13 protein-coding genes are annotated in these 18,385 nt (G+C 71.5%); 8 read left to right on the top strand and 5 right to left on the bottom strand.

The features are described from left to right. Nucleotides 1–2 precede the first annotated feature (2 nt). Nucleotides 3–2,657 (top strand): ATP-dependent helicase C-terminal domain-containing protein, encoded by a 2,655-nt coding sequence (locus ABZ453_RS03035; protein ID WP_359010937.1) that lies wholly within the window; start codon nucleotides 3–5, stop codon nucleotides 2,655–2,657. On the opposite strand, the gene ABZ453_RS03030 is transcribed toward ABZ453_RS03035, so the two are convergent. From ABZ453_RS03030 to ABZ453_RS03020, 3 genes are all read right to left on the bottom strand, one after another. Next, nucleotides 2,647–3,639 (bottom strand): DUF3068 domain-containing protein, encoded by a 993-nt coding sequence (locus ABZ453_RS03030; protein ID WP_359010935.1) that lies wholly within the window; start codon nucleotides 3,637–3,639, stop codon nucleotides 2,647–2,649. The genes ABZ453_RS03035 and ABZ453_RS03030 overlap by 11 nt on opposite strands. A 21-nt stretch (nucleotides 3,640–3,660) precedes the next feature. Then, complete coding sequence (locus ABZ453_RS03025; protein ID WP_107416174.1) at nucleotides 3,661–3,795, bottom strand: SPW_0924 family protein; 135 nt, start codon at nucleotides 3,793–3,795, stop codon at nucleotides 3,661–3,663. A gap of 137 nt (nucleotides 3,796–3,932) precedes the next feature. Further along, nucleotides 3,933–5,645, bottom strand: a complete 1,713-nt coding sequence (locus tag ABZ453_RS03020) for a lytic transglycosylase domain-containing protein (protein WP_359010933.1) — start codon at nucleotides 5,643–5,645, stop codon at nucleotides 3,933–3,935. Nucleotides 5,646–5,889: 244 nt separating this feature from the next. On the opposite strand from ABZ453_RS03020, the gene ABZ453_RS03015 reads away from it, so the two are divergent. Beyond that, nucleotides 5,890–6,747 (top strand): DUF4184 family protein, encoded by an 858-nt coding sequence (locus ABZ453_RS03015; RefSeq protein ID WP_359010931.1) that lies wholly within the window; start codon nucleotides 5,890–5,892, stop codon nucleotides 6,745–6,747. 279 nt (nucleotides 6,748–7,026) lie between these two features. On the opposite strand, the gene ABZ453_RS03010 is transcribed toward ABZ453_RS03015, so the two are convergent. Beyond that, nucleotides 7,027–7,407 carry a hypothetical protein gene (locus tag ABZ453_RS03010; protein WP_359010929.1) on the bottom strand — a complete coding sequence of 127 codons (381 nt, stop codon included), beginning with the start codon at nucleotides 7,405–7,407 and terminating at the stop codon, nucleotides 7,027–7,029. Nucleotides 7,408–7,538: 131 nt separating this feature from the next. After that, entirely contained in the window at nucleotides 7,539–10,265 is a 2,727-nt protein-coding gene (polA, locus tag ABZ453_RS03005; RefSeq protein ID WP_359010927.1) for a DNA polymerase I, read from the bottom strand. 197 nt (nucleotides 10,266–10,462) lie between these two features. Here polA and ABZ453_RS03000 point away from each other — a divergent pair, with 197 nt between their 5' ends. The 6 genes from ABZ453_RS03000 (at nucleotide 10,463) to ABZ453_RS02975 (ending at nucleotide 18,384) form a co-directional block, all read left to right on the top strand. After that, the gene (locus ABZ453_RS03000; protein ID WP_359010925.1) at nucleotides 10,463–12,742 is read left to right on the top strand and encodes an FdhF/YdeP family oxidoreductase; all 2,280 of its coding nucleotides are present in this window, start codon (nucleotides 10,463–10,465) and stop codon (nucleotides 12,740–12,742) included. 52 nt (nucleotides 12,743–12,794) lie between these two features. Beyond that, entirely contained in the window at nucleotides 12,795–13,283 is a 489-nt protein-coding gene (locus ABZ453_RS02995) for a hotdog fold thioesterase (RefSeq protein WP_359010923.1), read from the top strand. Between the two features lie 92 nt (nucleotides 13,284–13,375). After that, complete coding sequence (locus ABZ453_RS02990; protein ID WP_359010921.1) at nucleotides 13,376–14,050, top strand: hypothetical protein; 675 nt, start codon at nucleotides 13,376–13,378, stop codon at nucleotides 14,048–14,050. A gap of 229 nt (nucleotides 14,051–14,279) precedes the next feature. Then, nucleotides 14,280–15,500: a branched-chain amino acid ABC transporter substrate-binding protein gene (locus ABZ453_RS02985; RefSeq protein ID WP_359011177.1), complete on the top strand. Its 1,221-nt coding sequence runs from the start codon at nucleotides 14,280–14,282 to the stop codon at nucleotides 15,498–15,500. Nucleotides 15,501–15,641: 141 nt separating this feature from the next. Continuing rightward, the gene (locus ABZ453_RS02980) at nucleotides 15,642–16,571 is read left to right on the top strand and encodes a branched-chain amino acid ABC transporter permease (RefSeq protein WP_133042759.1); all 930 of its coding nucleotides are present in this window, start codon (nucleotides 15,642–15,644) and stop codon (nucleotides 16,569–16,571) included. A 4-nt stretch (nucleotides 16,572–16,575) separates the two neighbouring features. Beyond that, nucleotides 16,576–18,384: a branched-chain amino acid ABC transporter permease gene (locus ABZ453_RS02975; protein WP_359010918.1), complete on the top strand. Its 1,809-nt coding sequence runs from the start codon at nucleotides 16,576–16,578 to the stop codon at nucleotides 18,382–18,384. Nucleotide 18,385: the final 1 nt, after the last annotated feature.

Below are 18,385 nucleotides of genomic sequence, written 5' to 3'. Positions count from 1 at the left end.
GCGTGATCCGTTACGACGCCCTGGACGCACTGCCGGTGCACAGCGCGCTGCCCGCCCTGCGTGACGCCCTGGACGGGCACGGTACGGCGGTGCTGGTGGCGCCTCCCGGCACCGGCAAGACGACCCTCGTGCCGCTCGCGCTCGCCGGGCTGCTCGGGGACGGGCCCGCGCGCCGGGTCGTCGTGGCCGAACCGCGCCGGATCGCCGCCCGGGCCGCGGCCCGGCGGATGGCGTGGCTGCTGGGCGAGAAGGTGGGTGCCGGCGTCGGTTACACCGTGCGCGGCGAGCGGGTCGTCGGTCGGCACGCGCGCGTGGAGGTCGTGACGACCGGTGTGCTGCTGCAGCGGCTGCAGCGGGACCAGGAGCTGGCCGGGGTGGACGTGGTCGTGCTCGACGAATGCCATGAGCGGCATCTGGACGCGGACACCACGGCCGCGTTCCTGTGGGACGTGCGGGAGACGCTCCGGCCGGAGCTGCGGCTGGTGGCCGCGTCGGCGACGACGGACGCGGAGGGGTGGGCGCGGATGCTGGGCGACGCGCCCGTGGTCGAGGCCGCCGGCACCGCCCACCCGGTGGAGGTGGTGTGGTCGCCTCCCGCCCGTCCGGTACGGCCGCCGCACGGCATGCAGGTGGATCCCGCGCTCCTGGCACATGTGGCGTCGACGGTGCGGCGGGCCCTGCGGGAGCGGGACGGGGATGTGCTGTGCTTCCTGCCGGGCGTGGGCGAGATCGCGCGCGTGGCGGGGCAGTTGGGGGATCTCGGCGCTGTCGAGGTGCTCCAGGTGCACGGTCGGGCCCCGGCGGCCGTGCAGGACGCGGTGCTGGCGCCGGGCGAACGGCGCCGGGTGGTGCTGGCGACCTCGGTCGCGGAGTCCTCCCTGACGGTGCCCGGGGTGCGGGTGGTCGTCGACTCGGGGCTGGCGCGGGAGCCCCGCGTGGACCACGCGCGCGGGTTGAGCGCGCTGACGACGGTGCGGGCCTCGCAGGCGGCCGGGCGGCAGCGGGCGGGGCGGGCCGGGCGTGAGGCGCCGGGGACGGTGTACCGGTGCTGGGCGGAGGCGGAGGACGCGCGTCTGCCGCGTTTCCCGGCGCCGGAGATCAAGGTGGCCGATCTGACGGCCTTCGCGCTTCAGGCGGCGTGCTGGGGCGACCCGGACGCCTCCGGGCTGGCGTTGCTGGATCCCCCGCCGGGCGGGGCGATGGCGGCGGCGCGGGCGGTACTGACGGCGGTCGGTGCGGTCGACGCCGACGGCCGGGCCACGGAGCGGGGCGTGGTGCTGGCCCGGCTGGGGGTTCATCCGCGGCTGGGGCGGGCGACGCTGGACACCTCCGGCGAGGGCGCCGGGGCGGTGGCCCTGCTCTCGGAGGAGCCACCGCGGGAGTACGGCGACGATCTGGCGACGGCACTGCGAACGGCTCGGCGCGGGGGCGACGCGTATGCCGGAAGGTGGCGTGCGGAGGCGCGCAGACTGCGAGCTCTGACGGCCGAGCTCACCAGCCCGGCGCGACCCGGGAACGAAGCCGCACGGGGCGCCGCCGCGCACGCGACTGCCGCCTCGGCCCCGTCCTGCCATGGCGCCCCTCCGACGGCCGCCGACCCGCCGCACGCAGCGGCCGCACACGGCACACCCGCGCCTGCGAGCCGCCCGATCGCCGGCTCCTCACCCGCCCCCGCCCCTTCCGGCGACGACTCGCTCGTCGGCGCCGTCGCCGCTCTCGCCTTCCCCGAGCGGGTCGCGAAGGCCGACGGTGGGTCGTATCTGATGGCGTCGGGGACGCGGGCCGAGCTCGGCGAGGGCAGTCCTCTGCGGGGTGCGCCCTGGATCGCCGTCGCGGTCGCTGATCGGCCCGTCGGCAAGGGGCACGCGCGTGTGCGGCTCGCCGCCGTGATCGACGAGGGCGTGGCCCGGCGCGCTGCCGCTCCCCTGCACTCCGAGGCCGAGGAGGTTCACTGGGCCGACGGGGACGTCGTGGCCCGGCGCGTCGAGCGGCTGGGGGCGATCGAGCTGGCGGTGCGGCCGCTCAGGGACGCCGACCCCGTCCTCGTACGCGCGGCGCTCGTGGAAGGGCTGCGGCAGGAAGGGCTCGGCCTGTTGCGGTGGTCGCCCGCCGCCGCCGTACTGCGCCAGCGGCTCGCCTTTCTGCACCTGCACCTCGGGCAGCCCTGGCCCGACGTGTCCGACGACGCGCTGCACGCGCGCGTGGACGAGTGGCTGGAGCCGGAGTTGGGGCGGGCCCGGCGCCGGGCCGACCTCGCCCGGATCGACGCGGGCCAGGGGTTGGGCCGTCTGCTGCCCTGGGCCTCGGGAGAGGCGGGGCGGCTGGACGAGTTGGCGCCCGAGCGGATCACCGTACCGAGTGGGTCCGGAATCCGGATCGACTACTCCGACCCGGAACGGCCCGTGCTCGCCGTGAAGTTGCAGGAGATGTTCGGACTGCACGAGTCGCCGGCGATCGCCGGGGTGCCGTTGCTGGTGCATCTGCTCTCCCCCGCCGGCCGGCCCGCCGCCGTCACCTCCGATCTCGCCTCCTTCTGGAAGGACGGTTACAAGGGAGTGCGTGCGGAGTTGCGCGGCCGGTACCCGAAGCATCCGTGGCCCGAGGACCCCGCCTCCGCCGAGCCGACCCGGCACACCAGCGCGCGCCTCAGGCGCTGACGGGTTCGGGTGCCTGCGCCGTGGCCGGTTCCGGGTCGCCCGGGCGGCGGCTGCGGGCCTCCAGCCACAGGGCGAGGGCCAGCAGCAGGGTGCCGAGGACGAGGAAGCCCCAGGGCAGGTACGACGTCATCAGCAGGACGAGGGTGCGGTTGGACTTGACCAGGGCGACGGTGTGCCTGATGTAGTCCTCGCGCATCTTCACGTGCCCGGCGAAGGCGGTCACCTTGTCGCGGCCGCCGAGCAGGGTGCCGCCGCGCAGCTCCTCCTTGTGGATCTCCTCGCCGTAGACGGGGGCGCCGGTGACCGGCTCGACCCAGAACCTGCGGACCGTGGTGTACCAGCGGGTGGTGCCGGTCTTGGCGACGGACTGGGGGGTGATGCCCTTGACCGGCATCACCTTGGGGAACCTCACCTGGGTCCAGGGGATGGTCTGCTCGAAGTAGTAGACCTTCAGGCCGCGGAAGTCCTGGGTGCCCCTGTAGTGGATGGGGTTGGTGGTGCGGGTCTGGGCGTCGAAGTACTCGTAGTCCCGTTTCTGCGTCAGGAACGGGAACTTGAACTCGATGCCGGTCCGCTTCACCGGGTCGCCGTCGACCATTTCGCCGGTCGCGTGGACCGGGGCCTGGCTGTGGGCGTCGAAGATGTAGCGCTCGGGGATCTGGGAGACCATCTTGCCGTCGGGTCCCTGGACGTAGGACAGGCCGTCCCAGACGACGACGTCCCGCCCTGCCGTCCGGTCGATCCGCTTCGCGGCTGCCACGTCGCCCTTGAGGGTCTGCACGATGGTGACCTTCGGGACGGTGCGCGCCTTCATGGTGCCGTAGTCGAGCAGTGTCGCGTTCCTCGCCTCCAGCACCACGGCCTGGTACTGGTTGGCCGGGATCTTGGCCAGGCGCGGGAAGGCGTACCAGCGCAGCAGTGGGGACAGGGCCGCGAAGAACACGGCGAAGGCGAGCAGGACCAGACTGGCCTTGCGGCGCATCTCGGCCTCCCGGGCGGACGGCTACGGGTGTGCGGGCACCGTCGTCAGCAGCGGTTTGGGGGACGTCTTTCCCGTCGGCGTCCCCATCGCGGTGATCGTGAGGACCAGCGCGAACGCGACGGCGAGACCGGTCGCGGCGGCGATCAGGGCGCGCATGCCTGCCTCCCGACGGACGGAACTGATACATCGTCAGGTCCGGCACCGTAGCAACGGGTGGCCGAGATGAGAACACGTTGCACACACAACGACGGCGGCCCCTCCGAGAGGGGACGCCGTCGTCGTCGTACGAAGGGCTACGCGCTCGGGCTCGCGGACGGGCTCGGCGAGGGGCTTGCCGAGGAGTCGGCCGCGGCCACGTTCAGCTGGACGTTGAGCGTCGCGCCGCCGGCGGTGGTGATGCGCAGGATGAAGGTGCCGGTGGTGTCGTCGGAGTACAGCTGTGGGAGCTTCAGCAGACCGTCGGCATCCGTCTGAAGGCCCGTCAGGGTGCGCACGGTCTTGCCGTCGGCGTCCTTGAAGTAGGGGCCCTTGTCGTCCTCGGTCGGATCGAGCACCGACTTGATGAGGGTGGCGGTGACACCGACCTTGTCGGCGACGGCGCCCTGGTAGGTGGCCTTCACCTCGACCTGGTCGGCGAACTGCCCGCCGGGGGTGCACGTCAGCGCGGTGTCGCTGGTGCGAACGAGGGTGTCCGCCACCCGCTCGGTGACGCTCGCCTTGTAGTCGACGCCGGTGACCGCGCGGCCCACGACGGTGGCCCGGACGGTGAAGTCGCCCGTCTTCTCGCCCGCCTGGAGTGCGGGTGCGACGGCCACGCCGGAGTCGTTGGTGACGACCGTGGCGACCGTCTCGCCGCCACTGAAGGCGGAGTCGGTCGTGCCGACGACGGTGAAGCGGACGCGGACCTTGGCGACGGCCTTGCCGGCCTTGGTCACGGCCTTGGTGCTGATCTTCTGGGTGAAGGCGTCCCCGGCCATCGCGGTGAGCTTCGCGGTGCCGGCGTCCGATAGCCGGTCCACCGTGTCGGTGGGGGTGGGCGACGGGCTGGAGGGGGTGCCCGGGGTGCCCGACGGCGGGGTGGGGCTCGGGGAACCGGTGCTCGGCGGCGTCGTCTTCCCGGGCTTCGTGGTCGTCGGCCTGGAATGGGTCTTCGACTTGTCGTCGCTGCTGTGCGACGGGAGCGTGCCCGTGCCGTCCGGGATCTCGTGGGTGCCCTTGCGGTAGTACTCCAGCCACGACAGGACCAGGTTCAGGTAGTCCTGCGAGCCGTTGTAGCTGAGGATCGCGCTGTTGAGGTTCGCCTGCTGGGACAGGTCCCAGTTGTTGCGGCACAGGTAGTGCGCGGCGGCGAGGGCCGCGTCGTAGACGTTGTTGGGGTCCTTGACCCCGTCGCCGTTGCCGTCCCGGCCCGCCCATGCCCAGGTCGAGGGGATGAACTGCATGGGGCCGACGGCCTGGTCGTACTGGCTGTTGCCGTCGTACCTGCCGCCGTCGGTGTCCTTGATCAGCGCGAAGCCGTTGCCGTCGAGCTGCGGGCCGAGGATCGGGGTGATGGTGGTGCCGTCGGCCGTGACCTCGCCTCCGCGGGCCTGACCCGACTCGACCTTGCCGATGGCGGCGAGCAGTTGCCAGGGCAGGTTGCAGCCGGGCTTGGCCTCCTTGAGGGACTGCTCGGCCTTCTTGTAGGCGTCGAGGACGGTCGCCGGGATACCGGCCTCCGCCGAGCCCTGCGCGACCGGGGTGCTGCCGGCGCTCGGCGAGGCGCTGGGGCTGGGGTTGGGGCTGTCGAGCGGCGGCAGGTCCGTGTAGTACCGCGAGTTTCCGGTGGCGGTGCCGCTGTCGGCGGTCGCTTCAGGGGTCGGCTGGGCGTCCGCGGCGGTCTGTCTGCCATGGTCGTCGACCGGCACCCCCGGAGCCTGGGACGCGGACAGTGCCGCCACCGCGACCGCTGCCACGGCCGTGGTCGCCGCGCCCTTGGCCAGCCGCCTGCCGAATTGCGCCGCCATAGAGTGAACCCCTCCCGTGGACGCCCGAGCGCCCGTCTTTTGTCTGTGTCCTCGCCCTGTTGTGACGAGCGACCCACGGTGCTGGTTGCCCGCTCCGGGCTGTGACCCAGGCGACCCTACGACAACTTGCTTTCCAGGTGCACCCGTTCGTGCCCGGTTTTCACCAGTTGGCCATGTGGGGTTTGACCGGAACGGAGCCCGCATACTGGACCCTTCCGATCAACGTCGCCGCCGAGGAGGCCCGTTGCCGTTCACCCTGAGCCACGCGGCGGCGGTTCTGCCCGCCGTGCGCGCCGACGGAAGCGGGCGGGGACGACTGGTTCCGGCCGTTCTCGTGGCCGGTTCCTTCGCGCCCGACATGACCTACTTCGCGGCGAGTGTCGTTTCCGGAGGTATGGAGTTCGGGACGGTCACCCATTCCCTGCCCGGTGTCCTCACCGTCGACGTGCTGATCGCCTGGGCGTTGGTGGGGCTCTGGCTGCTGGTGCGCGAACCCCTGGTGGCGCTGCTGCCACGGGCCCGGCAACCGCGCCCGGCCGCGCTGCTGCGCTGCGGGGCGCCACGCGCGCTGGTACGGCCGTCGGCGGTGGCCCGGTGGTACGGGTCGGCGGTGCTGGGCGCGCTGACGCATGTCGTGTGGGACGGGTTCACCCATCACGACCGGTTCGGGACACGGCTGTTCCCCGCGCTGAACGACATGGTCGCGGGCTTTCCCCTGTTCTGGTACCTGCAGTACGGCTCTTCCGTGCTCGCCCTGGTGGTGACCACCGGGTGGCTGGTCCGGGCACTGCGACGGGCACCGGCGACTCCGGCCCCGTCCGCGATTCCCGTGCTGTCGGCGCGGGACCGGTGGTGGGCCCTCCTGGTCGTCGGCGGATGCGCCGGGGTCGGGGCGGTGGAGCGGGCGGCACGCTGGTGGGCGTACTGGGGGTCCACGGCGAAGCCCTGGGAGCTGATCCCGGCGGTCTGCTTCGGAGCGGGCGCGGGCCTGGTGCCGGGCCTGCTGCTGTACGTCGTCGGAGTACGGGTCTGGCGCCCGGCCCCGGAACTCGGCGGACCGGAGCACGTCAGCGCGGAACGGAGCCGTTCCGCCGGTCGGTGAGGGGTCGGGCGGGGCACTCCGGTCGGCCGGTGACGCCGCCGGCGGCGCCGCGCCGACCGACACGGCCCGCACCTCGCCTACCGCCCGACCGCCCGCGGAAACCGCGCCGCCGTCCGCTCCGGCGGTGCGCGGCTCAGCGCCGAGCCTGGCCGTCCGGCCGGTGACGTAGCAGGCGGGCCGTGCCGATCGACACGGCCCGGACCTCGCCTACCGCCCGGCCACCCGGCAGCCCGGCCGCTCGCGGAAACCGAGCCGTCGTCCGCTCCGGCGGTGCGTGGCTCAGCGCCGAACCGGGCCGTCCGGCCGGTCGGTGAGGGGGCCGGCTGGCACGACGAACACAGGGAAGGTGCGGGCACGGCGGCCGCGGCGGAGGAGGCGGACGGCGGCGCGCCGGGCGCGGACGGCGCACCCGGCCGCGTAACTGCGGCCCAGGCCGGCCCACAGCCGCCACAGGGGCGGTTCGCCGGGAGTGGCGAGCCTGCGGCGGAGGCCGGCGGCTGTGCGGCGTGCCGTGCGGCGCAGGGTCGTGACCAGGTCGGCCGGGATGCGGGCGGTGCTCGCGGTGGCGGCGTGGGCCGGCACCGGGGCGGGGGGCACGACGGGCACCGGTGCGGCACCCTGCGCTCCCGCCGGGCGGCGGTGGAGCATGCGTATACCCATGCCCGCATCCTTACGGGACCCGGGGGCCGGGGGCGTGCTGACGGGGGCCACGTGAGTGACCGTGCCGTGAGCCGTGGGGCTCGTCGCAGCGCGACCTCACGACGACGAACCCCCTGCTCGGCCGCCGCAGGCTAGTGCGCCGCCGACTCCCAGTCCGGGCCCGCGCCCACCGAGACGCCCAGCGGGACGTTCAGGTGGACGGCGTCGGACATCTCGCGGCGGACGATCTCCTCCGTGGCCGCGCGCTCGCCGGGGGCGATCTCCAGGACGATTTCGTCATGGACCTGCAGCAGCATGCGGGACTTCAGACCGGCCTCGCGCAGCGCGTCGTCCACCTTCAGCATGGCGATCTTGACGATGTCCGCCGCCGTGCCCTGGATCGGCGCGTTGAGGGCCATCCGCTCGGCGGCCTCACGGCGCTGCCGGTTGTCGCTGTTGAGGTCGGGCAGATAGCGGCGGCGGCCGAAGAGGGTCGCCGTGTATCCCGTCGCCCGCGCCTCGTCGACCGCCCGGCGCAGATAGTCCCGGACGCCGCCGAAGCGCTCGAAGTACGCGTCCATCAGGGCCCGCGCCTCACCCGCGTCGATATTCAGCTGCTGGGACAGGCCGAAGGCCGACAGCCCGTACGCCAGGCCGTACGACATCGCCTTGATCTTGCGGCGCATCTCCGCGTCGACCGCGCCGGGCTCGACGGCGAACACCTGCGAGGCGGCCGTGGTGTGCAGGTCCTCGCCGGAGGTGAACGCCTCGATGAGGCCCGCGTCCTCGGAGAGGTGCGCCATCACCCGCAGCTCGATCTGGCTGTAGTCGGCGGTCATCAGCGACTCGAAGCCGTCGCCCACCACGAAGCCGCGGCGGATCGCGCGGCCCTCGTCGGTGCGGACCGGGATGTTCTGCAGGTTGGGGTCGGTGGAGGACAGCCGGCCGGTCGCGGCGACGGTCTGGTTGAAGGTGGTGTGGATCCGGCCGTCCGTCGCGACGGTCTTGATCAGGCCCTCGACGGTGACCCGGAGCTTGGCCTGCTCGCGGTGGCGGAGCATGATCACCGGCAGCTCGTTGTCCGTCTGGGTGGCCAGCCAGGCCAGCGCGTCGGCGTCCGTGGTGTAGCCGGTCTTGGTCCGCTTCGTCTTCGGCAGGGCCAGCTCGCCGAAGAGGACTTCCTGGAGCTGCTTGGGAGAGCCGAGGTTGAACTCGTGCCCGGCCGCCGCGTGCGCCTCCTTCACCGCCTGCTGGACGGCCCCGGCGAACATCTGCTCCATGGCCTCCAGATGGGCCCGGTCGGCGGCGATGCCGTGCCGCTCCATCCGGGCCAGCAGGGCGGAGGTGGGCAGCTCCATGTCCCGCAGCAGGTCCGCGGCGCCGACCTCCTGGAGCCTGCCCTCGAAGGCCTCGCCCAGGTCGAGGACGGCGCGGGCCTGGACCATCAGGGCCTCGGCCTCGGCGCCGTCGTCCGTGCCGAACGCCAGCTGGCCGTCGGCCGCCGCGGCGGGGGCCAGCTCGCGGTGCAGGTACTCGAGCGAGAGGGCGTCCAGGTCGAAGGAGCGGCGGCCCGGCTTGACCAGGTAGGCGGCGAGGGCGGTGTCCATGGAGACGCCGTCGACGCTCCAGCCGTGCTCGGCGAAGACGCGCATCGCGCCCTTGGCGTTGTGGAAGACCTTCGGCCTGCCGGCGTCGGCCAGCCACGCGGCGAAGGCCGTCTCGTCCGCCTCGTCCAGTTGGGAGGGGTCGAACCAGGCGGCCGGCCCCGCGGGCGCGGCGAGCGCGACCTCGGCCACCGAGCCGGTGCCGAGCGCCCAGGTGTCGACGGTGGCCACGCCGAGCGTGCCGGTGCCGTGCTCGGCGAGCCAGGGGGCGAGCTCTCCGGTGCCGAGGACCGTGCCGTCCAGCTCCACGCCGTCCGTCGTGATCGGGGTCGACTCGGCCTCCTCGGCGCCCGGGTCGACGGCGAACAGGCGCTCACGCAGGGATGGGTTACGGATCTCCAGGGTGTCCAGGATCATCGCGACGGCCTTGCGGTCGTACGCGGGGCGCTCCAGGTCGGTGACCGCCTTGGGCAGCTGGACCTGCCGCTCCAGCTCGGTCAGCCGGCGGTTGAGCTTGACGGCCTCCAGGTGGTCGCGGAGGTTCTGGCCGGCCTTGCCCTTGACCTCGTCGACGCGCTCGACCAGCTCGGCGAAGGAGCCGAACTGGTTGATCCACTTCGCCGCCGTCTTCTCGCCGACTCCGGGGATGCCCGGCAGGTTGTCGGACGGATCGCCGCGCAGGGCCGCGAAGTCGGGGTACTGGGCGGGCGTCAACCCGTACTTCTCGAAGACCTTCTCCGGGGTGAACCGGGTCAGCTCCGAGACGCCCTTCGTCGGGTACAGCACCGTGGTGTGCTCGGAGACCAGCTGGAAGGAATCGCGGTCGCCGGTGACGATCAGCACCTCGAAGCCCTCGGCCTCGGCCTGGGTGGCAAGAGTGGCGATGACGTCGTCGGCCTCGAAGCCGTCGACGGCGAACCGGGAGACGTGCATCGCGTCCAGCAGCTCGCCGATCAGCTCGACCTGGCCCTTGAACTCGTCCGGGGTCTTGGAGCGGTTCGCCTTGTACTCCGTGAACTCCTCGGAGCGCCAGGTCTTGCGGGAGACGTCGAAGGCCACCGCGAAGTGCGTGGGCTCCTCGTCACGCAGGGTGTTGGCCAGCATCGACGCGAAGCCGTAGATCGCGTTCGTCGGCTGGCCCGTCGCCGTCGTGAAGTTCTCCGCGGGCAGCGCGAAGAACGCGCGGTACGCCAGCGAGTGCCCGTCCATGAGCATGAGGCGGGGGCGGTCGCCGCCGGGGGACGTCTCGGTCTTCTTCGATGCTGTCTCTGCCACGTCCCCGATCCTGCCACGCCCCACTGACAGTCGGCCGCCATCGACGGTCACGACATGGACTGTGTTGCCTCTTCCGCAACTGTTGTCCAGTGCGCAACCATTGCTGCTGTCCTCGGCAAACCCGGCGGCCTCGTTGTCGCCGGTGCGTGCGAGGATCGGATGTGTAGGGCACGGGTGCCGGTGAAGGAGACTCAGCGATGGCAACAAAGCCGCCCAAGGGCGATCCGGTTCAGGACGCGCCGCAGGTCGCCGAGCCGAAGCACGCGGCGGCCGGCCTGCCCGCCATCGGGCACACGCTGCGCATCGCCCAGCGGCAGATGGGCGTGAAGCGCACCGCGCTGACCCTGCTGCGGGTCAATCAGAAGGACGGCTTCGACTGCCCCGGCTGCGCCTGGCCGGAGCCGGAGCACCGGCACACGGCGGAGTTCTGCGAGAACGGCGCCAAGGCGGTGGCCGAGGAGGCCACCCTGCGCCGGGTCACCCCCGAGTTCTTCGCCGCGCACACCGTCGCCGACCTCGCGGCCCGCAGCGGCTACTGGCTGGGCCAGCAGGGACGCCTCACGCACCCCATGTACCTCCCCGAGGGAGGCGACCGCTACGAGCCGGTGAGCTGGGAGCGCGCCTTCGACATCATCGCCGAGGAGATCACCCGGCTGTCCTCCCCGGACGAGGCCGTCTTCTACACCTCGGGGCGCACCAGCAACGAAGCGGCCTTCCTCTACCAGCTGTTCGCGCGCGAGCTGGGCACCAACAACCTGCCCGACTGCTCGAACATGTGCCACGAGTCGTCCGGCTCGGCCCTGTCGGAGACGATCGGCATCGGCAAGGGCAGCGTTCTGCTGGAGGACCTCTACAAGGCCGACCTGATCATCGTGGCCGGGCAGAACCCGGGCACGAACCACCCGCGCATGCTCTCCGCCCTGGAGAAGGCGAAGGCGGGCGGGGCGCGGATCGTCAGCGTCAACCCGCTGCCCGAGGCGGGTCTGGAGCGGTTCAAGAATCCCCAGACCCCGCAGGGCATGCTCAGGGGCGCCGCCCTCACCGACCTGTTCCTGCAGATCCGCATCGGCGGCGACCAGGCCCTCTTCCGCCTCCTGAACAAGCTGATCCTCGAGACGGACGGCGCGGTCGACGAGGAGTTCGTGCGCGAACACACCCACGGCTACGAGGAGTTCGCCGCCGCGGCCAAGGCCGCCGACTGGGACGAGACGCTCGCCGCGACCGGCCTCACGCGCGCGGAGATCGAAAAGACCCTGGACATGGTGCTCGCCTCGAAGCGCACGATCGTGTGCTGGGCGATGGGCCTGACCCAGCACAAGCACTCCGTGCCGACCATCCGCGAGGTGGTCAACTTCCTGCTCCTGCGCGGCAACATCGGCCGCCCCGGCGCGGGCGTGTGCCCGGTGCGCGGCCACTCGAACGTGCAGGGCGACCGCACCATGGGCATCTTCGAGCGGCCCGCGCCCGCCTTCCTCGACGCCCTGGAGCAGGAGTTCGGCTTCGCGCCCCCGCGCGAGCACGGCTTCGACGTCGTACGGGCCATCCGCGCGCTGCGGGACGGCGAGGCGAAGGTGTTCTTCGCCATGGGCGGCAACTTCGTGGCCGCCACTCCCGACACCGAGGTCACGGAAGCCGCCATGCGCCGCGCCCGCCTCACCGTGCACGTGTCGACCAAGCTGAACCGCTCGCACGCCGTCACGGGCGCGCGTGCGCTGATCCTGCCGACCCTGGGCCGCACCGAGCGCGATCTCCAGGGCAGTGGCGAGCAGTTCGTGACCGTCGAGGACTCCATGGGCATGGTGCACGCCTCCCGCGGCCGCCTGGAGCCCGCGGGCCGGGAACTGCTGTCCGAGCCGGCCATCGTCTGCCGGCTGGCACGCCGCGTGCTGGGCGAGAGCAGCGTGGTGCCGTGGGAGGAGTTCGAGAAGGACTACGCCACGATCCGCGACCGCATCGCGCGGGTGGTGCCCGGCTTCGAGGACTTCAACGCGCGCGTGGCCCGCCCCGGCGGCTTCGCCCTCCCGCACGCCCCTCGCGACGAGCGCCGCTTCCCGACGAAGACCGGCAAGGCCAACTTCACCGCGGCCCCCGTGGAGTACCCGCAGCTGCCCGAGGGCCGGCTGCTGCTGCAGACCCTGCGCTCGCACGACCAGTACAACACCACGATCTACGGCCTCGACGACCGCTACCGGGGCATCAGGAACGGCCGCCGGGTGGTGCTGGTCAACCCCGAGGACGCGCGGCGGCTGGGAGTGGCCGACGGGTCGTACGTCGACCTGGTCAGCGAGTGGAAGGACGGGGTGGAGCGGCGGGCGCCCGGTTTCCGGATCGTGCACTACCCGACGGCACGCGGCTGCGCGGCCGCCTACTACCCGGAGACCAACGTCCTGGTCCCGCTGGACCACACCGCCGACACCAGCAACACCCCGGCCAGCAAGTCCGTCGTCGTACGTCTGGAACAATCGGCAACCGACTGAGCGTTTGCTCAGTCGGCTTGCACGACTGATCACGACGAACGGAGCCTGGCCCATGGGCGAGCAGCAGCACGTGACGTTCCCGCAAGAGGTCATCGACGAGTACGCGGCACTCGGCGTCGACCTCCCCGCGCTGTTCTCCGCCGGACACCTCGGCACCCGGATGGGCGTCCAGATCGTCGAGGCCTCCGCCGACCGCGTCGTCGGCACGATGCCCGTCGAGGGCAACACCCAGCCCTACGGCCTGCTGCACGGCGGCGCGTCCGCCGTGCTCGCCGAGACACTGGGCTCGGTCGGCTCGATGCTGCACGCGGGCAGTTCCAAGCTCGCGGTCGGCGTCGACCTGAACTGCACCCACCACCGGGGCGCGCGCTCCGGCCTGGTCACCGGCGTGGCCACCCCGCTGCACCGGGGCCGCTCGACGGCCACGTACGAGATCGTGATCAGCGACGAGGAGGGCCGGCGGGTGTGCAGCGCCCGGCTGACCTGCCTGCTGCGGGACGTCCGCCCGGGCGACGGGGCACCCGTGGGCGCCACCGGCTGACCGGGCGAGGGCGGTACCGGCCGGCCCGGTCACCGTCGGCACCTTTCCCGGCCCACCCCGCTCACCTACCGTTCTCCCATGAGGCTGCGGTCATGAGCGGCACAGGGCCGGTCGAACCCGTCGGGCCGGCCGAGACGGGCGACGTCCACGACGTGATCGGCGCCGACCCGCCCCGCCTCGGCGATCAGGCACTCGACCACTGGCGCGCCCTGTCACCGCGCGTCCGGATAGCCGCCCTCGCGGCCGCCGCCCTCACCGCGGCCGGCCTCGCCGCCGTGCTCCTGGCCCCCGGCGCCGGCCCCGACCGGGCCGTCCCGGCCGCCGCCCCGGTCCCCTTCCCGGCGAACGTCACCGGCTGGCACTACCTCGGCCCCGCCACGCCCCCGGGCCCCCGCAGCGGCCTGTTCCGCTTCGCGGTCCGGGTCGACAGCGGGCCGCCCGTCACCCTGTCCGTCGTCGACGCCGCCTTCGCCGGACTCGACGCACGGGTCACGCCGAAACCCTCCTTCACCGTCCCCGCGGGCACCACACGGCGGGTCACGGTGAGGATTTCCGTGACCGACTGCTCCGGCCTCCCGCTCGACGCCGACCTACCATTTCTTGACGTAACGCTCCGTAACACGCGCGCAATACAACACCACAGCTTCATCTTCGACGGCGCGTACTCCCAAGACCTTTCCACGATGCTTCACAAGGCCTGCGACCACTCCCCCGCCCCGCTGCCCTCACGGCCAAGCGGAAGTGCAGGTTCTCAGAATGCGGACTGAACGGAAATTCCGCCAAAACGGCTGAGAGTCCCCTTCCCCCGACCCCTGCGTGCACCACGTCATAACAAGAAAGTCACAAGCCAGCGCACAGCGATGCTCATGCCTACAGACCGGGCTTAGAGTCACGGCCAGTCACCGCTCCATCGGGAGTTCGGTACATGCGCGGCACCAGTCGCCCCCCACAGGGGCGGAGGTACTGCGGAAAGGACTGATTGTGCGTAAGCGTTCCTTGGTGATTCTGACCTCCGTCCTGACCACCGGAGCTCTGACCCTCACCGCCTGCGGCTCCCGGGACAACGGCAACAAAAGCGGTGGCAGCAGCTCCGGCACCACGCTGACCATCGGCGTCGACGCGCCGCTGTCCGGTGAGAACTCCACCACTGGTCTCGGCATCCAGTACGGCGTTCAGATCGCCGTCGACGACGCCAACAAGAACAACTGGGTCCCGGGCGTCAAGTTCAAGGTCAAGGCCCTGGACGACAAGGCCCAGCCCGCCACCGGCCAGTCCAACGCCACGGCCCTGGTCGGCGACGCCTCCGTCGTCGGCGCCGTCGGCCCGCTGAACTCCGGCGTCGCCCAGTCCATGCAGCAGGTGTTCAACTCGGCCAACATGGTCGAGATCTCCCCCTCGAACACCAACCCGACCCTGACCCAGGGCAAGGACTGGCAGACGAGCAAGTCGCGGCCGTACAAGACGTACTTCCGCACCGCGACCACGGACGCGCTGCAGGGCAGCTTCGCCGCCGACTACGCCTGGAACGGCCTCAAGAAGAAGAAGGCCTTCATCGTCGACGACAAGCAGACCTACGGCGCCGGCCTCGCCGGCATCTTCAACGGCGCGTTCAAGAAGCTGGGCGGCACCGTCGCCGGCACCGACCACGTCAACACCGGCGACACCGACTTCGGCTCCCTCGTCACCAAGATCAAGGCCTCCGGCGCCGACATGGTCTACTACGGCGGCCAGTACGACGAGTCCGAGAAGATCACGAAGCAGCTCAAGGGCGCCAAGGTCAACATCCCGCTCATGGGCGGCGACGGCATGTACGCCACCACCTACATCCAGACCGCCGGCAAGGCCGCCGAGGGTGACCTCGCCACCTCCGTCGGCGTCCCCGCGGACACCCTGCCCGCGGCCAAGAGCTTCATCGACACCTACAAGTCCAAGGGCTACAAGGGTGACTACGGCGCCTACGGCGCCTACTCCTACGACGCCGCCACCGCCATCATCAAGGCCGTGAAGGCCGTCAAGGACGCCAACGGCGGCAAGCTGCCCGCCAGCGACCAACTGCGCTCCAAGGTCGTCGACGCCGTCCAGAAGTCGAGCTTCGACGGCATCACCGGCAAGGTCTCCTTCGACCAGTACGGAGACACCACGAACAAGCAGCTGACCGTGTACCAGGTCAAGGGCGGCAAGTGGGTCGCCGTGAAGACCGGCACGTTCAACGGCTGATCTTCAGCGGCTGACCCCAGCCCCGGAAACACCGCACCACGGGCCGCGCGGAAGGAGGACCCCGACCGCGCGGCCCGTTCTCACATCCACTCCAGGCACACGACCAGTGCATACGACCACCAGCGACATGGAGGCCATGCGGTGCACACTCTGCCGCAGCAGCTGGCCAACGGGCTGCTCCTAGGCTCGATGTACGGGCTGATCGCCATCGGCTACACGATGGTGTACGGCATCGTCCAGCTCATCAACTTCGCACACGGCGAGATCTTCATGACCGGGGCGTTCGGCGCCCTCACGGTCTACGCCTACATCCTGCCCGACGGCACCTCGATGTGGGCCGCAGTCCCCCTCATGCTGATCGGTGGTGGCATCGTCTCCGTCCTCGTCGCGGTCGGGGCCGAACGATTCGCCTATCGGCCGCTACGGCAAGCACCACGCCTCGCGCCCCTCATCACGGCCATCGGCCTCTCCCTGACCCTCCAGGAACTGGTCCGCAACTTCTACCCCGGCGCCGACAAGTCCCGCGCCTTCCCCAGCCTGGACGCCACCCACAGCATCGGCTCCGTCGACATCACCGACGCCGACATCTTCCTGGTCTGCGCGGCCATCGTCTGCATGTCCTCCCTCGCCTGGTTCGTCCGCAAGTCCCGCACCGGCCGCGCCATGCAGGCCACCGCCCAGGACCCGGACACCGCGCAGCTCATGGGCATCGACACCAACCGCATCATCGTCGTCGCCTTCGCCATCGGCGGCTTCTTCGCCGCCGTCGCCGCGGTCTCGTTCGGCCTGAAATACGGCAACATCGACTACCGCATGGGCTTCCTGATGGGCCTCAAGGCCTTCACCGCGGCCGTCATGGGCGGTATCGGCAACATCTACGGCGCCATGCTCGGCGGCGTCGTCCTCGGCATCGCCGAAACCCTCGCCTCCGCCTACATCAGCGACATCCCCGGCATGCAGCAGCTCGGCGGCCAGAGCTGGGCCAACGTCTGGGCCTTCGTACTCCTCATCCTCGTGCTCCTGTTCAGGCCACAAGGCCTGCTGGGCGAGCGCGTCGCGGACAGGGCGTGATGACATGACCGAGACCAAGACCCCCGCCACCCCGCCCTCGGACGCCACCCCCACGACCGCGACCCGCGGCCTCATCGGCCTGCCCCTGCCGGCCGCCCGCGCCCTGCTGCTGCTCGGCGGCATCGCCACCGCGGCCTCCGCCTTCCTCGCCTGGACCTGGACCAGCGACTTCCCCGGCGACCTCACCGTCTACGGCTACCCCGGCGGCCTGCAGTGGATGACCTTCGTCGCCGGCGTCCTCACCGCCGTCTTCGCGCTCGCCTCCTACGGCGTCCGCGGCCTGCGCTGGCTGCTGCCCGCCCGCAACAACGCGCCCCTGGTCCTGACCGCCCTCGGCGGCTTCGGCGTCACCTGGTTCACCGCCATCGAGATCGCCGCCAAACTCGGCGGCCTCGCCAACTGGGAACCCGGCACCTACATCGCCATCGTCGCCTCGCTCATCCCCGTCATCGGCGCCTTCGCCCTCCCGCAGGAAGCCGGCGACACGACCAAGGAGACCCTCAAGGCGTACATCGCCAAGCCCGACGCGATCCCCGCGCCACAACCCGTCTCCCCCTGGATCCAGCGCCTGATCATCACCATCGTGGCCGCCCTCGGCCTCGGCGTCTTCGCCTACGGCATCGACACCCAGTACGGCGAGATCTTCATCGGCTTCCTCATCGTCCTCATCTTCGCCGTCTGGGCACTGCACACCGCCGGTCTCCTCGACCGCTTCTCCGCCATGGTCGCCGAGAACCGCAGCTTCACCCTCGCCATGGGCTTCGCCGCCGCGATCGCCTTCCCCCTCACCCAGACCGACGACCACTACGCCAACATCGGCGTCAACATCCTGATCTTCGGCACCGTCGCCCTGGGTCTGAACATCGTCGTCGGCCTCGCCGGCCTCCTCGACCTCGGCTACGTCGCCTTCCTCGGAGTCGGCGCCTACACCGCGGCCCTGGTCTCCGGCTCCGAGTTCTCCCGCTTCTCCGGCGTCCAGTTCCCCTTCTGGGCCGCCGCCCTCGCCGGCGCCGCCGCCTCCCTCATCTTCGGCGTGCTCATCGGCGCGCCCACCCTGCGGCTGCGCGGCGACTACCTGGCCATCGTGACCCTCGGCTTCGGAGAGATCTTCCGCCTCGCCGTCAACAACATGGACGGCGTCTCCGGCCCCGACATCACCAACGGCCCCAACGGCATCCCCTCCATCCCCGACCTGAAGTTCTTCGGCTTCAACTTCGGCGAGGCCCACGACCTCGGCAGCTTCACCATCGGCCGGTTCGCCAACTACTACCTGCTGATGGTCCTGGTCATGGCCATCGTCGTGACCGTCTACCGGCGCGCCGCCGACTCCCGCATCGGCCGCTCCTGGATCGCCATCCGCGAGGACGAGACCGCCGCCACCGCCATGGGCATCAACGGCTTCCGCGTCAAGCTCATCGCCTTCGCCCTCGGCGCCTCCCTCGCCGGCCTCGCCGGCACCGTCAGCGCCCACGTCACCTACAACGTCGTACCCAACCCCTACCAGTTCGCCGGCGCCGCCCCGCCCAACTCCGCCTTCCTGCTGGCCGCCGTCGTCCTCGGCGGCATGGGCACCGTCTCCGGCCCCATCCTCGGCGCCGCCCTGCTCTACCTGCTCCCCGAGAAGCTCGTCTTCCTCCAGGACAAGTCACTCCTCGCCTTCGGCATCGCGCTCATCCTGCTGATGCGCTTCCGCCCCGAGGGCATCATCGCCAACCGCCGCCGCCAGCTCGAATTCCACGAGACCGGCCAACTCGACGTACCAGAGACCACGACGCTGTCCGACGAACCGGCCGTCACCAAGGCAGGGGCGTAAC

This window comes from Streptomyces sp. NPDC005799 (genome assembly GCF_040630525.1).
In the GTDB taxonomy this organism is placed as follows: Bacteria; Actinomycetota; Actinomycetes; order Streptomycetales; family Streptomycetaceae; genus Streptomyces; species Streptomyces griseorubiginosus_B.
This window is presented reverse-complemented; position numbering and strand designations above follow the sequence as displayed.

What these genes read in the sequence shown, in the direction of transcription:
- ABZ453_RS03030 (WP_359010935.1), bottom strand. Translation starts at nt 3,639, where the DNA reads ATGCGCCGCAAGGCCAGTCTGGTCCTGCTCGCCTTCGCCGTGTTCTTC.
- ABZ453_RS03025 (WP_107416174.1), bottom strand. Translation starts at nt 3,795, where the DNA reads ATGCGCGCCCTGATCGCCGCCGCGACCGGTCTCGCCGTCGCGTTCGCG.
- ABZ453_RS03020 (WP_359010933.1), bottom strand. Translation starts at nt 5,645, where the DNA reads ATGGCGGCGCAATTCGGCAGGCGGCTGGCCAAGGGCGCGGCGACCACG.
- ABZ453_RS03010 (WP_359010929.1), bottom strand. Translation starts at nt 7,407, where the DNA reads ATGGGTATACGCATGCTCCACCGCCGCCCGGCGGGAGCGCAGGGTGCC.
- ABZ453_RS03000 (WP_359010925.1), top strand. Translation starts at nt 10,463, where the DNA reads ATGGCAACAAAGCCGCCCAAGGGCGATCCGGTTCAGGACGCGCCGCAG.
- ABZ453_RS02995 (WP_359010923.1), top strand. Translation starts at nt 12,795, where the DNA reads ATGGGCGAGCAGCAGCACGTGACGTTCCCGCAAGAGGTCATCGACGAG.
- ABZ453_RS02990 (WP_359010921.1), top strand. Translation starts at nt 13,376, where the DNA reads ATGAGCGGCACAGGGCCGGTCGAACCCGTCGGGCCGGCCGAGACGGGC.
- ABZ453_RS02975 (WP_359010918.1), top strand. Translation starts at nt 16,576, where the DNA reads ATGACCGAGACCAAGACCCCCGCCACCCCGCCCTCGGACGCCACCCCC.